Below are 13,479 nucleotides of genomic sequence, written 5' to 3'. Positions count from 1 at the left end.
CAACCGAAACAATCAGGATACTCGCTTGTGAGCGACGACGGCGCCGTGATCGATCCCGGCCAACCCCCCCGCGATATTTCTCCCATCTCGATCGTCGACGAGATGCGCACCAGCTATCTCGATTATGCGATGTCGGTGATCGTCAGCCGTGCGCTGCCCGACGTGCGCGACGGCCTGAAGCCGGTGCATCGCCGCATTCTTTACGCCAGCCAGGAAGGCGGCTTCGTCGCCGGGCGGCCCTATCGCAAGAGCGCCAAGATCGTCGGCGACGTGATGGGCAACTATCACCCGCATGGCGACAGCGCGATCTACGATGCGCTGGCCCGGATGACCCAAGACTGGTCGATGCGCGTGCCGCTGGTCGACGGCCAGGGCAATTTCGGATCGATGGACCCCGATCCGCCGGCCTCCATGCGCTATACCGAGGCGCGGCTCGCCAAGGTGGCGAACTCAATCCTGGCCGATCTCGACAAGGATACGGTCGATTTCACGCCGAACTATGACGGCAGCCGGGAAGAGCCGCAGGTTTTGCCCGCGCGCTTCCCGAACCTGCTGGTAAACGGCGCCGGCGGCATCGCGGTCGGCATGGCGACGAATATTCCGCCGCACAATCTGGGCGAAGTCATTGCCGCCGCACTCGCCTATATCGACAATCCCGGCATCGAGATCGAGGAGCTGATCGAGATTGTTCCCGGCCCCGATTTCCCGACCGCGCCGATCATCCTGGGCAAGGGCGGCGCACGCGCAGCCTATATGGAAGGCCGCGGATCGATTATGATGCGCGCCCGGCACGAGCTGGAGGAAAACCGGAGCGACCGGCGTTCGATCGTGCTCACCTCGATTCCCTTTCAGGTCGGCAAGAACGGTCTGGTCGAGAAAATCGCTGAAGCGGCGAAGGACCGGCGGATCGAGAATGTCTCGGACATCCGCGACGAATCCAGCCGTCAAGGCGTTCGCATCGTCATCGATCTGAAGCGTGATGCGACGCCGGAAGTGGTGCTCAACCAGCTGTGGCGTCACACGCCCGCACAATCGAGCTTCCCGGCCAATATGCTCGCCATTCGCGGCGGCCGGCCGGAGGTTCTGAACCTTCGCGATATCATCGAAGCGTTTGTGAAGTTCCGCGAAGAAGTCATTACGCGGCGCACCAAATATGAGCTGAACAAAGCACGCGAACGCGCGCATCTTTTGCTCGGCCTTGTGATCGCGGTAACGAACTTGGATGAGGTCGTCCGCATCATTCGCGGTTCGGCAAGTCCCGCCGCCGCACGCGCTGCCCTTCTCGCCCGCGAATGGCCGGTGGCCGAGATTGCCAGCTATATCGCACTGGTCGAAGCCGTCGAGCATGAGGTGGATGGTGACACCTATCGTCTGTCCGAGCGGCAGGTGAAGGCCATCCTCGATCTGCGCCTCCATCGGCTCACCGCGCTGGGGCGCGATGAAATTGGCGATGAATTGCAGCAGCTTGCGGACAAGATCGAAGAGTATCTCGCAATCCTGGCCGACCGGCGGAAGCTTTACGAAGTCATGCGCGAGGAGCTAGAGGCGATCCGCGACGAATTCGCCACCCCGCGCCTCAGCGAGATCGCACCAAGCTGGGAAGGCCTCGAGGACGAGGATCTGATGGAGCGCGAGGAGATGGTCGTGACCGTCACCCATGGCGGCTACATCAAGCGCACCGCCCTCGCCTCCTTCCGCTCGCAAAAGCGCGGCGGCAAAGGCCGCGCTGGCATGGCGACCAAAGACGAGGATGCGGTGACGGAGCTGTTCGTCACTTCGACGCATACGCCCGTTCTATTCTTCTCGAACAAGGGTCAAGTTTACCGCCTAAAGGTCTGGAAGTTGCCGGAAGGTGGTCCGCAGACGCGCGGCCGCCCGATGGTGAACCTGCTGCCGCTGAGCGAAGGCGAAGTGATTACCAACGTCCTGCCGCTGCCCGAGGATGAAGGCGAATGGGGCAACCTCCACATCGTGTTCGCGACGGCACGCGGCATGGTCCGCCGCAACAGCATGGATGCGTTCACCAATGTGCCGTCCAACGGCAAGATCGCGATGCGCTTCGACGATGAAAGCGACGACCGTCTGATCGGTGTGCGCCTGCTGACCGAAGAGCATGACGTGTTCCTCGCCAGCCGTCAGGGCAAGGCGATCCGCTTCGCGGCGACCGATGTGCGCGAATTTCAAAGCCGCACTGCCACCGGCGTGCGTGGCATGAACCTCGCCGATGACGACGAAGTGGTCTCGATGGCGACGCTGCGCACCGACGATACCACGTCCGACGAACGCGACGCCTATCTGCGCGCCGCGCCGTGGAAGGAGAATGAGGCGGAAAGCACGCTTCCCACGGACCGGATGGATCATCTTCACGAGACCGAAGAGTTCATCATGACTGTGTGCGCCAACGGCTATGGCAAGATTTCCAGCGCCTATGATTATCGCCAGATCGGGCGCGGCGGAAAGGGTCTGATCAACATCGACAATATCGGCCGTAATGGCCCGGTCGTCGCCAGCTTCCCGGTCGTCACCGGGCAGCAGCTGATGCTCGTGACCGATCAGGCCAAGATGATCCGCCTCGGCCTCAACAATATGCGCGTCATCGGCCGCAACTCGGCCGGTGTGCGCCTGTTCGACGTCGCCAAGGGCGAACATGTCGTCGGTGCCGCGCGGATCGACGAAGACGAGAACCCGGAAAACGAAGCGGAAGCCGCGATCGCCGAGGAATTGGCCGAGGGCGATCCCTAGGCTGTGCAGCTCGACGACGGCACCAGCCGCGAGACGCTGAGCGAAAATGTGGAAGAGGAAGATCCGGACGCCGAGTGAGGCGGCGCTAGTCGATATGCCCGGCGAACCAGGCGGTGACATCGTCCTCGCTCAGTTCGCCGGCGGCCACTCCCAATACGAGCACGACCAGTTCGGCCTCGCCGATCGTGAAATCGAAGCCGTTCAGCCGCAGGAAGAGTAGCGCGCAAACCGCCGCGGTACGTTTGTTTCCGTCTACAAAGGGATGGTTTTTGGCGAGGCCGAAGAGATAGGCTGTCGCGAGTTCCGCTGCGCTTGGTTCGCCATAAGCCGCGATATTTTGCGGACGAGCCAAGGCGCTTTCTAGCAGGCCTTGGTCGCGCAAACCGCTACCGCCGCCATGCTCCGCAATCTGCGCCTCATGCAAGGCATGAACAACGTCTTCGCGCAGCCAGATCCAGTCGGTCACTTAGCCAGTTCGCGCAGGGCGCTGCGATAGTCCTTCATAATTGCCCGCGCTTCAGCCATTTGCGCATCGAACTCTTCGTTCTCACGCCGCAGCGTGACGCCATCGGTCGTCTCGCCAAGCGAAAGCTGGTCGCCAACCTCAAGATTCAGTCGCGCGAGCACATCCTTTGGCAGAATGACCCCCGCACTATTGCCAACCTTCACGATCTTGACCCGCTTCGTCATAACAGCCGTTATAACGCCGCCTCTTGCTTCCCGTCAATCGCGGTTGCGCGCGAGCGTTGGACGATGCCGGTTGTCATCATAAACACACCGACATAGTAAAGCGGCCATACCAGCCACGCGGCGATGGCGTCCGCCAACAGGCCGCCTTCGCGGGCGAGCAGAAACAGGTCGGATGCCAGGAAAAGCAGCGCGCCGATGCCGGTGCGGTAGCGCGGAAAGCGGCTGTACCAGGCGGTGCCCGCCATCAGCGAGACGAAACCAACATAGACGAGGAGCCCCGCTTCATCGCCGAGCGTCGGCGCGAGGAACCAGCCGATGGTGAGCGCCGCAAACGGGATGACGATGGCCAGTAATCGCTGGCTCGGCGTCGGCGCGGTGCGGCGGTTGAGCCAGAAATAGATGATCGCGGCGATATGCCCGCAGACGAACAGGAATGCGCCGTTCACCAGATCGAACTCCAGCACCACATCTCCACCGGCATAGAAGCCCAGCATCAGGCCAATCAGCGCGCGCATGCGCACCGCGCGCCAGCGTAGCGCATAGGGAAGGAGGAGCGCGACACCCGCTCCTTTCCAGAGGATGGACAGACCGCCCAGCATCGCGGTCTGCTCCACGAAGACATAGCTGATGCCGAAGAACAGGCTGGCGAGCAGCCATGGCCGTGCGTGCGCGAGATCGTGATCCTTCACGCGTCAGCCTCGCATAACGCCTGCAGACTTTGCGCAAGCAGGTTCGGCAAATCGTCCGCGATCAGCCCGGCTCCTCCGCGTCGCCCGGCATCGCCGTGCAGCCATGTCGCCATAGCCGCCGCCTCGAACGCATCGCCATGCTGAGAGAGCAGGCCCGCGATCGTCCCCGTCAGCACATCCCCCGCCCCTGCCGTCGCGAGCCAAGGCGTTGCGTGCCGATTGACACCATGGCGGCCGCCCGGCGTGGCAATATGGGTCTCGGCGCCTTTCAACAGCACGGTCGCGCCGCTGCGCGATGCCGCACCGCGTACGGCGGCGGCGCGGTCTCCCATATCGATATTGGAAAACAAGCGCCTGAACTCGCCTGCATGGGGCGTCAGCACTACTTCCTCGCGCAGGGCCGCGAACAGGCTCTCCGGCTTTTCCGCAAATGACGTCAGGGCATCGGCATCGAGCACCATCGGAAAGCCCCGGCCCAGCCAGTCCAACACCTTCTCCCGCGTCTGTGCGCCGACACCGAGACCTGGCCCCAAGGCGAGCGCGCCGGTACGGTCGTCGATGAACGCGTTCTCCCCATCGTCTTCGCGCAGCATGATCGCCGTCAGGTGGGCAGCATGTTCGTCGAGCGCCGCCGCTTCGCCCACCACTGTCACCAGTCCGGCGCCCGCGCGCAGGCAGGCCATGGCGGCAAGGCGCGCGGCCCCGGTGGCATGACGCGGGCCCGACAGGATGAAGGCATGGCCACGATCATATTTGTGGCCGTCATTCGCGGGCGGCGTCACCCGCGGCGGCAACACCGTTCCATCTTCGGCGAACCGGGCTTCGAACATTTGCGCGTCTCCTCTAAGCGGTCATTGTCCCATCGCCCCCCTATTTGCTAGAGGGCGGGCCATGGAACATCAGGTGCACATCATCGGCGGCGGGCTCGCCGGATCGGAAGCGGCGTGGCAATTGGCGGAGGCCGGCGTCAAGGTGCGCTTGTCCGAAATGCGCGGAGGCGGCGACATGACGCCGGCGCATCAGACCGAAGGCCTTGCCGAACTGGTCTGCTCGAACAGCTTCCGCTCGGACGACGATACCGCCAACGCAGTTGGCCTGCTCCACCATGAGCTGCGGGGCCTCGGCTCGTTGATCATGCGCGCGGCCGAAGAGGCGAAAGTCCCTGCCGGCTCTGCTTTGGCCGTGGACCGCGATATTTTCTCCGCTCACGTCTCCAAGGCGCTTGAATCGCATACAAATATTGAAGTCGTTCGCGAGCGGATCGACCGTCTGCCGAGCGAAGGTCTCGCCATCGTGGCCACAGGCCCGTTGACTGCTACGGGCCTGGCCGAAGATATCCTGGCGCGCAGCGGGCAGGACAGCCTGGCCTTTTTCGACGCCATTGCGCCGATCGTCTATCATGAGAGCATCGATTTCGACATCGCATGGTATCAGAGCCGCTGGGACAAGGTGGGGCCGGACGGGGACGGCAAGGACTATATCAATTGCCCACTCGACAAGGCTCAATATGACGCCTTCGTCCAGGGCTTGATCGACGGCGAGAAGGCCGAATTTCGCGACTGGGAAAAGGACACGCCCTATTTCGAGGGCTGTATGCCGATCGAGGTGATGGCCGAGCGCGGGCCGGAAACGCTGCGCTTCGGGCCGATGAAGCCTGTCGGCCTTACCGATCCGCGCACCGGACGCTGGGCCCATGCCGTGGTGCAGCTGCGTCAGGACAACCGCCTCGGTACGATCTGGAACATGGTCGGCTTCCAGACCAAGCTGAAATATGGCGCGCAGGTGGAGCTGTTCCGCACCATTCCGGGGCTTGAGAAGGCAGAATTTGCGCGGCTCGGCGGCCTTCACCGCAACACCTTCATCCACTCCCCCTCGGTGCTCGATCATCAGCTGCGACTGAAGGCCGCGCCGCATATCCGGTTCGCGGGGCAGATCACAGGCTGCGAAGGCTATGTCGAAAGCAGCGCGGTCGGCCTTGCCTGCGGACTGATGACAGCGGCGGAAATCCGCGGCCACAGCTTCACCCCGCCCCCGGCGACCACGGCGCTGGGCGCGCTGCTCGGCCACATTACCGGCGATGCCGAGCGCAAGGACTATCAGCCGATGAACGTCAATTTTGGCCTCTTCCCCATGCCCGAAGGCAAGGTGAAGAAGAATGAGCGCAAGCTGTTCTATACCGAGCGTGCGAAGCGCGACATGGCCGAATGGATGCGTCCCGTCGTGGCGGCCTGACCTAGCAGCGACACCTTACTTTGGCTTTGCGCTTGGGCGCCGTGGTGGCGAACTCCTGGCGCGTCAGGAGGCCATTGCGGTCTGCGTCCGCACCTTTGAATCGTTCACCAGTGGCAACCGCCCATTCCTCGAACGTCAGCAGGTTGTTGCCGTCGGTATCGAGCTTGCGGAAGGCGGCGGTGCGACTTCCCATCAACTCGTTCCGGCTGATGAGCTCATCCCGATCCCGGTCGTAGCGGTTGAAACGCACCTCTTCCCGTGACAGCTTGGGCGCTTCCGGGGGAACGGGCGGCGCAGGACCGCGCGCGTCGCCGATATCGCCGGCATCGGGCAGGCCGGTCGACACGGCTTCGAGCGGCGGGGGCGGGCCGGTTACCGGCTTTTCGTCCTGAGCGCGGCCCTGCCACCAAAGCAGACCTGCGCCGAGCAGCAGCAATGTTCCCAGAATGCCCGCAATGAAACGGCTCATGATGGCTCCCCCCGGAAACGATCATGGCGGGCTTTAACGTCCCGTCAACCCGTGCCAGCTGAGCCGCAGCCCTGCGAACCGACCTTCCGATTGTGCGGCGAGCAGAAGAAGCGACAGCGGGCGAAGCCGGCGGGGCCATGAGCGCGTCTCGGCCATATCGAAATCGGCGCTCGTCTGACCCACCTCGGCAAGTGACCAGACCCGGCCTGCCGCCTCCAAGCCATCGGGCGCATCTGGCCCGGCAAAACCGGTAAACAGCCCCTCACCTCGCTCACGCGCGAACGCATCCGGCTCTTCGGGCGTGAGCAACCGCGCTTCCCAGCCATCGACCATGCGCTGCATCGCCGGTTTGATCGCCCAGGCAATCCGCGCCTCCGCTTGCTGGATCCGGGCAATCAAAGGCTCGCCCTTGGGCGGATCATTCGATTGTAGCACATCGCGCCACCAGGCGAGCCGGATTTGGCCGAGCATGGCCTCGCTGCTGGTATCGACGATGCGCGCGAGCCTCCGGTCCAGCTCGAGCAACAGATCGAGCAGTTCCCTATCCTGCGGCAGGGCAGCGGTCAGCGCGAGCGCTTCCCAGGGTTTGGCGTCATCGGGCGGGGTCATAAGTACAGGCCAGTGCCTAAAGCAATCAAAGCTCCATGAAAATGCCTGGTTAAGCGCGATCCTTAAGCCCTGTTAACCATGCGCGTTGAACGCTTCTGCACCATTACCGCCCTATGGCGCTCGCTGAACTCTTTCGGGTTCAAGCAATCGAGGACTGTATTCGCGATGCGAAACAAACGGGCGAGGCTGGTCAGCACCGCATTCACGCGGCTGTTACGCGATGAGGGTGGCAACACCCTCGCGATGGTCGCTGCCGGACTGGTCCCACTCCTTGCGATGGTCGGCGGAGCCGTCGACATGAGCCGCGACTACATGGTCAAAACAAGGTTACAACAGGCCTGCGACGCTGGAGTGCTCGCAGGGCGCAAAGCTGTAGGCAACGGTAGCTACGGGGATGCTGCGAAAGCGCAGGCGGCGCGCTTCTTCAACGCCAACTTCCCCGCAGGCTATCAAGAGGGCACGCAGCTCAGCTTCACGTCAAGTTCCGCGAACAACGGCACCACGGTGGACGGGGTGGCAAGCGTTCGCGTGCCCAATCTCGTCATGTTTATCTTCGGAATGGCCCACACTGATCTGAGTGTGACATGCACCTCAGCCCTTGATGTCACCAATGTGGATGTCACGATGGTGCTCGATACCACCGGCTCGATGGACGATCCCATCTCCGACGGGTTGGGCGGAACCACCACCAAAATTGCGGCGCTTCGCGCAGCAATGAAGCAATTCTACGCCACCATTAAAACGGCTTCGAACGGTACGACCGCGCGTGCGCGCTACTCTTTCGTTCCTTATGCGCAGACCGTCAATGTGGGCAAAATCGTTTACGCGACCAACCCAGACTGGATGGACTACACACACAGCTACCAAAGTCGCGAGGCGCAGTGGAGAAACGAAACTGACACCAGTAAGCCGCCGGTGGGTTACACCAATCCGCAGACGCAGAATGTCGATTATTACGATACCTATTCGACCGGACCGTACACGACGGTCTCGACTTTCACGTCGCTCAGTTCTTCGACCTGCTCATCCAACGTGCCGAATTCCGGTTCGTGGACGAACGATGGAGGGACAACGTCAACGAATACGGTAGAATACCTGTCTGACGGTAGGCGCAAGACCAACGCCCTGACCAATCAGCCGCAAAAGCAAGAATATGTATATACATATTCCTATTCTGGCTTTCTTTACGGTACCTGCTCGATCAAGCGCGCAACGGGTTACCGCGTACGACATTACGGCACCGTGACTTACGAGGACCCGGTTTATCCGACCAAACAGGTATTCACCGGCTGGGTCTACAAGAAGCGCAAATTCGATGGCGTAGAAAACCAGAACCTGAAAAATTACCTCAACGGCCAGACTTTCGTCACGCGAACCGGAGATAATGGCGCCGATCAAAGCCTTGTTTGGGCTGGCTGCATCGAAGAGCGCGACACGATCAACAGCGGTGACGTGGAGTATAAGAACGGTGCCATCAGCCCGAGCGGCATGAAGGATCTCGACATCGATGGTGTGCCCAGCAGTTCGGAAGATGGCTGGCGCCCCTATGTCCCGGAACTGACCTATTTTCGCACCTACACATCCTATGGGAATGTCTACTACAATTCAGCGGATACGAGTTCAGAAGGGCTTAAATCTTTCGCCAGCTGCCCGAAGCCCGCTCAACTCCTGAAGTCGATGACGGAAACCGAATTTGCTTCCTATGCCGATGGGCTCGTTGCGAGCGGCGGTACGTATCACGACATAGGTATGCTGTGGGGCGGACGTTTCAGTTCATCGACGGGTCCGTTCAGCGCAACCGTGAACGCTTCACCCGCAAATGGTCTTTACGTCGGACGCCACCTCATTTTCATGACCGACGGCATCATGCAGCCGGGCGTCGATCTCTATAGCGCCTATGGCGTCGAGGTTCACGACAAGCGGGTGACTTCCGATGGTTTCAGCGATCAGACCCAGCGGCACACCCAGCGGTTCAAGGCCATTTGCGAATCTATAAAGTCGAAAGGCGTTCGCGTCTGGGTCATCGCCTTTTCGACTGCCTTGACCGACGATCTACGCAATTGCGCGAGCGCGAACAGCTCCTTCGTCTCGCTAAATTCTCAACAGCTTAATGATAACTTCTTGAAGATTGCCCAATCGATCGGCGATCTGAGGATCATCAAGTGAGGCGCTTGCTGAACCTCATCCGGAGCGACGAGCGGGGCGTGACGGTGATCGAGTTCGCCGTCATCCTGCCCACCTTTCTCTTAATGCTAATTGGCACGTTCGATATCGGATATCAGGTCTATCTGCGCGCCACGCTGTCCGGCGCGGTACAGGCGGCTGCGCGGGCGAGCGCGTTGGAAGGCGGCCCAAGCTCAATTGCTTCTATCGACAATACCGTCCGAAAACAGGTCCAGAGTCTTGCGCCCGAGGCGGACATCACGTTCAATCGGAAAAGCTATTTCAGTTATAATGATGTGGCGCGAGCCGAAGCTTTCGCGGACTCCAACGGCAATAGCGTTTGCGATAATAATGAAAGCTACGAAGACGAAAACGGCAACTCTTTGTGGGACAAGGATGTCGGCAAAAGCGGCGTTGGCGGTGCGCGTGATGTTGTGCAGTACAATGTCAACGTCACGTACGATCAGCTATTTCCACTCTGGAAATTAGTCGGCGGATCGAAGCGCGTTACCATATCGTCCACCACCGTCTTTCGAAATCAGCCTTATGATTCGCAGACCAAGGCGGCGTCCGTCACGAGGACATGCTTATGACGCCGCGCAGATTGATACGCCATCGCCCATCCACAGGAATAGGCGGGCTTATCCGCCGCTTGCGTCGGAACCAGAGCGGTCTGGCACTGACCGAGTTCGCGCTGAGCCTGCCGATCTTTGTCGGACTGGGAATGTATGGCACGGAATTAGCCTATCTCGCTGTGGTGAATATGCAGATGAGCCAGGCCGCGCTTACTTTAGCGGACAATGCGTCTCGTTTGGGGCAAACCCAGAACAACGTGACTTCGGTGGCGATCAAGGAAAGCGATATCATCACCGTCTTCAATGGTTTGAAGCTGCAGGGACAGACATTCGATCTGCTCAGCAATGGCCGCGTGATCCTCACAAGTCTTGAGCGCAATCCGACGGGCGGCCAGTGGATCCACTGGCAGCGCTGTCTTGGAACAATGAAAGTCAAGTCTGACTATGGGGATGAAGGGACCGGATCAATCGGCACGAGTTTTCCCGGCATGGGTCGGGCTGGCCAGGAGGTGACCGCACTTAGCGGCACTGCTGTGATGTTCGTGGAGCTAAACTATAAGTACAAAGGCCTTTTCGGCGACTTGTTCGTAAAGGACAAGATCCTGAACCAGCAAGCGGCTCACAATATTCGTGACAACCGCAATCTCACCGTCGGACTGATCGACGACGCTCCACTTAAAGAACTATATTGTACGAAATACACCGCTGGCTGAGCCGCTTGCATCGTAACGGCGGCGGGAGTGGATCCCGCCGCCCGTAACGCCATCAGTCGCGGTAACACACCTTCTTCACGGCGGCGACGATCCGCTCGGCATCGATCAGCGTCGCTTCTTCCAGGTTCGCCGCATAGGGCATCGGCACGTCTTCGTTCGTCACGCGCATAACCGGCGCGTCGAGATCGTCGAAACCCTCCTCCATGCAGATCGCGGCGATTTCCGAGGCGATCGAGCAGGTCGGCCATCCTTCCTCGGCCACCACCATGCGGTTGGTTTTCTTGAGGCTCTTCAGCACCGCCGCCTTATCGAGAGGACGCAGCGTGCGCAGGTCGATCACCTCCGCCTCGATCCCCTCACCTGCCAGCGTTTCGGCGGCTTCCAGCGCGAGGCCGACGCCGATCGAATAGCTGACGATCGAGACGTCCTTGCCTTCGCGCATGATGCGAGCCTTGCCGATCGGCAGGGTGAAATCATCGAGCTTGGGTACTTCGAAGCTGCGGCCGTAGAGGAGCTCGTTCTCCAGGAACACCACCGGATCGGTGCTGCGGATGGCGGACTTCAGCAGGCCTTTCGCATCCTGCGCATCATAGGGAGCAATCACGATCAAGCCGGGAACGCTGGCGTACCAGGGCCCGTAATTCTGCGAGTGCTGGGCACCCACACGGCTCGCCGCGCCATTGGGTCCGCGGAACACGACCGGGCAGCGCATCTGGCCGCCGGACATGTAGTTGGTCTTGGCGGCCGAGTTCACGATATGGTCGATCGCCTGCATGGCGAAGTTGAACGTCATGAACTCGACGATCGGGCGCAGACCGCCCATTGCCGCGCCCGTGCCGACGCCGGCAAAGCCATATTCGGTGATCGGCGTATCGATCACGCGCTTGTCGCCAAACTCGTCGAGCAGACCTTGGGTCACCTTGTAGGCGCCCTGATACTGCGCCACTTCCTCGCCCATCACGAAAACGCGGTCGTCGTCGCGCATTTCCTCGGCCATCGCATCGCGCAGCGCTTCGCGAAGGGTGAGCGTTTCGAACTCGGTGCCCTCCGGAATTTCCGAATCGTTCAGGATCTCGGTTTCGCCCGCGTCGGCCATATCTTTGGTCGCGCTCTTACCCGGACGCTCGTGGCGATCCTCATCATCGCCGCCATCGGCCGCCTGATCCTTGTCGGCAGCGGCCTTGGTCTCGCCGCCGGACTTGGCAGAACCGCCGCCCCTGGCAACTTCCTCAACATCCTCGCCTTCCTCAGCGAGAAGCGCGATGACGGAACCGACCTTCACCTCGTCAGTGCCTTCTTCAACCAGAATCTTGGCAATCGTGCCTTCGTCCACGGCCTCGAATTCCATCGTCGCCTTGTCGGTTTCGACTTCGGCCATGATGTCGCCGGAAGAGACGGTGTCTCCTTCCTTGACCAGCCATTTGGCGAGCGTGCCCTCCTCCATGGTCGGAGAGAGCGCGGGCATTTTCAGTTCAATCGCCATCAGTAGGATTCCACCAGCACGTCGGTATAAAGTTCATCGAGATCGGGCTCGGGCGAGCTTTCGGCGAAGTCCGCCGCGTCGCTGACAATCGAACGGATTTCCTTGTCGATCGCCTTGAGATCGTCCTCGCTATGGCCATCCTTGATCAGCTTGGCCTTGAGCCGCTCGATCGGATCGGACTTTTCGCGCATCTCCTGCACTTCCTCACGGCTGCGATATTTCGCAGGATCGGACATGGAGTGACCACGATAGCGATAGGTCTTCAGCTCCAGGATGATGGGGCCGTTGCCGCCGCGAACATGCTCCAGCGCCAACTCACACGCGCCGCGCGTCGCCAGCACGTCCATACCGTCGACCTGGATGCCCGGAATGCGGAAGGACTGGCCGCGGCGGAACATCTTGTCTTCGGCGGAAGAGCGATTGACGCTCGTACCCATCGCATATTGGTTGTTTTCGATCGCGAAGATGATCGGCAGGTTCCACAGCTCGGCCATGTTGAAGGCTTCGTACACCTGGCCCTGGTTGGCCGCGCCATCGCCGAAATAGGCGAGGCAAACGCCGCCGTCGCCGCGATATTTGTGGGCAAAGGCGAGACCCGTGCCGAGCGGCACCTGCGCACCGACGATGCCGTGCCCACCGTAGAAGCGATGCTCCACCGAGAACATGTGCATCGAGCCGCCCTTGCCCTTCGAGATACCGGCCTGGCGCCCGGTCAGTTCGGCCATGATCACCTTGGGATCAAGGCCGTAAGCGAGCATATGGCCATGATCGCGGTAGCCTGTGATGACGCTGTCGAGATCGCCGTCGAGCGCGGACTGCAAGCCCACCGCAACCGCTTCCTGGCCGATATAAAGGTGGCAGAAGCCGCCGATCAGGCCGAGGCCGTACAGCTGACCCGCCTTCTCCTCGAAGCGGCGGATGAGCAGCATCTGGCGATAGAACTCCAGCATCTCATCTTCGCTCGCCTCGTAAAGCTCAGGCTTGCCGGGCGCATCGTCGGTGATCTGCGTATGCCCGTGGAGGCGGTCCTCCGGGGCGTCCTTTTCCGCGGCCTTCGCCTTGCTCGCGGTTTGCTTCTTCTGCGGAGTTCTCGCCATTTGAATCCTTTCCCGTC

General features: G+C 61.1%; 13 protein-coding genes. 5 read left to right on the top strand and 8 right to left on the bottom strand.

Annotation, left to right across the window (positions count from 1 at the left end; translation table 11 throughout):
* Positions 1-27: 27 nt before the first annotated feature.
* Positions 28-2,742, top strand: coding sequence for a DNA gyrase subunit A (gene gyrA, locus I6A82_RS09695; protein ID WP_198094705.1), 2,715 nt, complete (start codon positions 28-30; stop codon positions 2,740-2,742).
* An 85-nt stretch (positions 2,743-2,827) separates the two neighbouring features.
* Here gyrA and I6A82_RS09690 read toward each other — a convergent pair whose 3' ends face one another.
* From I6A82_RS09690 to I6A82_RS09675, 4 genes are read right to left on the bottom strand one after another with little or no spacing between them, the layout of a single operon-like run.
* Positions 2,828-3,208 carry a type II toxin-antitoxin system death-on-curing family toxin gene (locus I6A82_RS09690; RefSeq protein WP_198094704.1) on the bottom strand — a complete coding sequence of 127 codons (381 nt, stop codon included), beginning with the start codon at positions 3,206-3,208 and terminating at the stop codon, positions 2,828-2,830.
* A complete protein-coding gene (locus tag I6A82_RS09685) occupies positions 3,205-3,432 on the bottom strand; it encodes an AbrB/MazE/SpoVT family DNA-binding domain-containing protein (protein ID WP_198094703.1) in 228 nt (75 codons plus the stop codon). The genes I6A82_RS09690 and I6A82_RS09685 overlap by 4 nt, the downstream gene beginning before the upstream one ends.
* 8 nt (positions 3,433-3,440) lie before the next feature.
* Positions 3,441-4,121 carry a lysoplasmalogenase family protein gene (locus I6A82_RS09680; RefSeq protein ID WP_198094702.1) on the bottom strand — a complete coding sequence of 227 codons (681 nt, stop codon included), beginning with the start codon at positions 4,119-4,121 and terminating at the stop codon, positions 3,441-3,443.
* Complete coding sequence (locus I6A82_RS09675) at positions 4,118-4,951, bottom strand: NAD(P)H-hydrate dehydratase (RefSeq protein ID WP_198094701.1); 834 nt, start codon at positions 4,949-4,951, stop codon at positions 4,118-4,120. Before I6A82_RS09675 ends, I6A82_RS09680 begins: the two co-directional genes overlap by 4 nt.
* A gap of 61 nt (positions 4,952-5,012) precedes the next feature.
* On the opposite strand from I6A82_RS09675, the gene trmFO reads away from it, so the two are divergent.
* Complete coding sequence (gene trmFO, locus I6A82_RS09670; RefSeq protein WP_198094700.1) at positions 5,013-6,353, top strand: methylenetetrahydrofolate--tRNA-(uracil(54)-C(5))-methyltransferase (FADH(2)-oxidizing) TrmFO; 1,341 nt, start codon at positions 5,013-5,015, stop codon at positions 6,351-6,353.
* 1 nt (position 6,354) lies between these two features.
* Here trmFO and I6A82_RS09665 read toward each other — a convergent pair whose 3' ends face one another.
* Positions 6,355-6,822 (bottom strand): hypothetical protein, encoded by a 468-nt coding sequence (locus I6A82_RS09665; RefSeq protein WP_198094699.1) that lies wholly within the window; start codon positions 6,820-6,822, stop codon positions 6,355-6,357.
* 33 nt (positions 6,823-6,855) lie between these two features.
* Positions 6,856-7,431: a squalene/phytoene synthase family protein gene (locus I6A82_RS09660; protein WP_198094698.1), complete on the bottom strand. Its 576-nt coding sequence runs from the start codon at positions 7,429-7,431 to the stop codon at positions 6,856-6,858.
* Positions 7,432-7,509: 78 nt separating this feature from the next.
* On the opposite strand from I6A82_RS09660, the gene I6A82_RS09655 reads away from it, so the two are divergent.
* The 3 genes from I6A82_RS09655 to I6A82_RS09645 are packed head-to-tail and all read left to right on the top strand — an operon-like array spanning position 7,510 to position 10,882.
* Positions 7,510-9,597, top strand: a complete 2,088-nt coding sequence (locus tag I6A82_RS09655; protein WP_198094697.1) for a TadE/TadG family type IV pilus assembly protein — start codon at positions 7,510-7,512, stop codon at positions 9,595-9,597.
* Between the two features lie 38 nt (positions 9,598-9,635).
* Positions 9,636-10,187, top strand: a complete 552-nt coding sequence (locus tag I6A82_RS09650; RefSeq protein ID WP_332310957.1) for a TadE family protein — start codon at positions 9,636-9,638, stop codon at positions 10,185-10,187.
* The gene (locus tag I6A82_RS09645; RefSeq protein ID WP_198094695.1) at positions 10,184-10,882 is read left to right on the top strand and encodes a TadE/TadG family type IV pilus assembly protein; all 699 of its coding nucleotides are present in this window, start codon (positions 10,184-10,186) and stop codon (positions 10,880-10,882) included. The genes I6A82_RS09650 and I6A82_RS09645 overlap by 4 nt, the downstream gene beginning before the upstream one ends.
* Before the next feature lie 52 nt (positions 10,883-10,934).
* Here the strand turns inward: I6A82_RS09645 and I6A82_RS09640 are convergent, their stop codons facing one another.
* Together I6A82_RS09640 and pdhA are read right to left on the bottom strand one after the other, a co-directional pair.
* Positions 10,935-12,365 carry a pyruvate dehydrogenase complex E1 component subunit beta gene (locus I6A82_RS09640; protein ID WP_198094694.1) on the bottom strand — a complete coding sequence of 477 codons (1,431 nt, stop codon included), beginning with the start codon at positions 12,363-12,365 and terminating at the stop codon, positions 10,935-10,937.
* Complete coding sequence (gene pdhA, locus I6A82_RS09635) at positions 12,365-13,462, bottom strand: pyruvate dehydrogenase (acetyl-transferring) E1 component subunit alpha (RefSeq protein WP_198094693.1); 1,098 nt, start codon at positions 13,460-13,462, stop codon at positions 12,365-12,367. The genes I6A82_RS09640 and pdhA overlap by 1 nt, the downstream gene beginning before the upstream one ends.
* Between the last annotated feature and the right edge of the window lie 17 nt (positions 13,463-13,479).

The sequence above is a fragment of the Novosphingopyxis sp. YJ-S2-01 genome, assembly GCF_016093175.1.
GTDB classification, from domain to species: Bacteria; Pseudomonadota; Alphaproteobacteria; order Sphingomonadales; family Sphingomonadaceae; genus Novosphingopyxis; species Novosphingopyxis iocasae.
The sequence above is the reverse complement of the archived record's forward strand: the minus strand, read 5'-3'. Positions and strand labels throughout refer to the sequence as shown.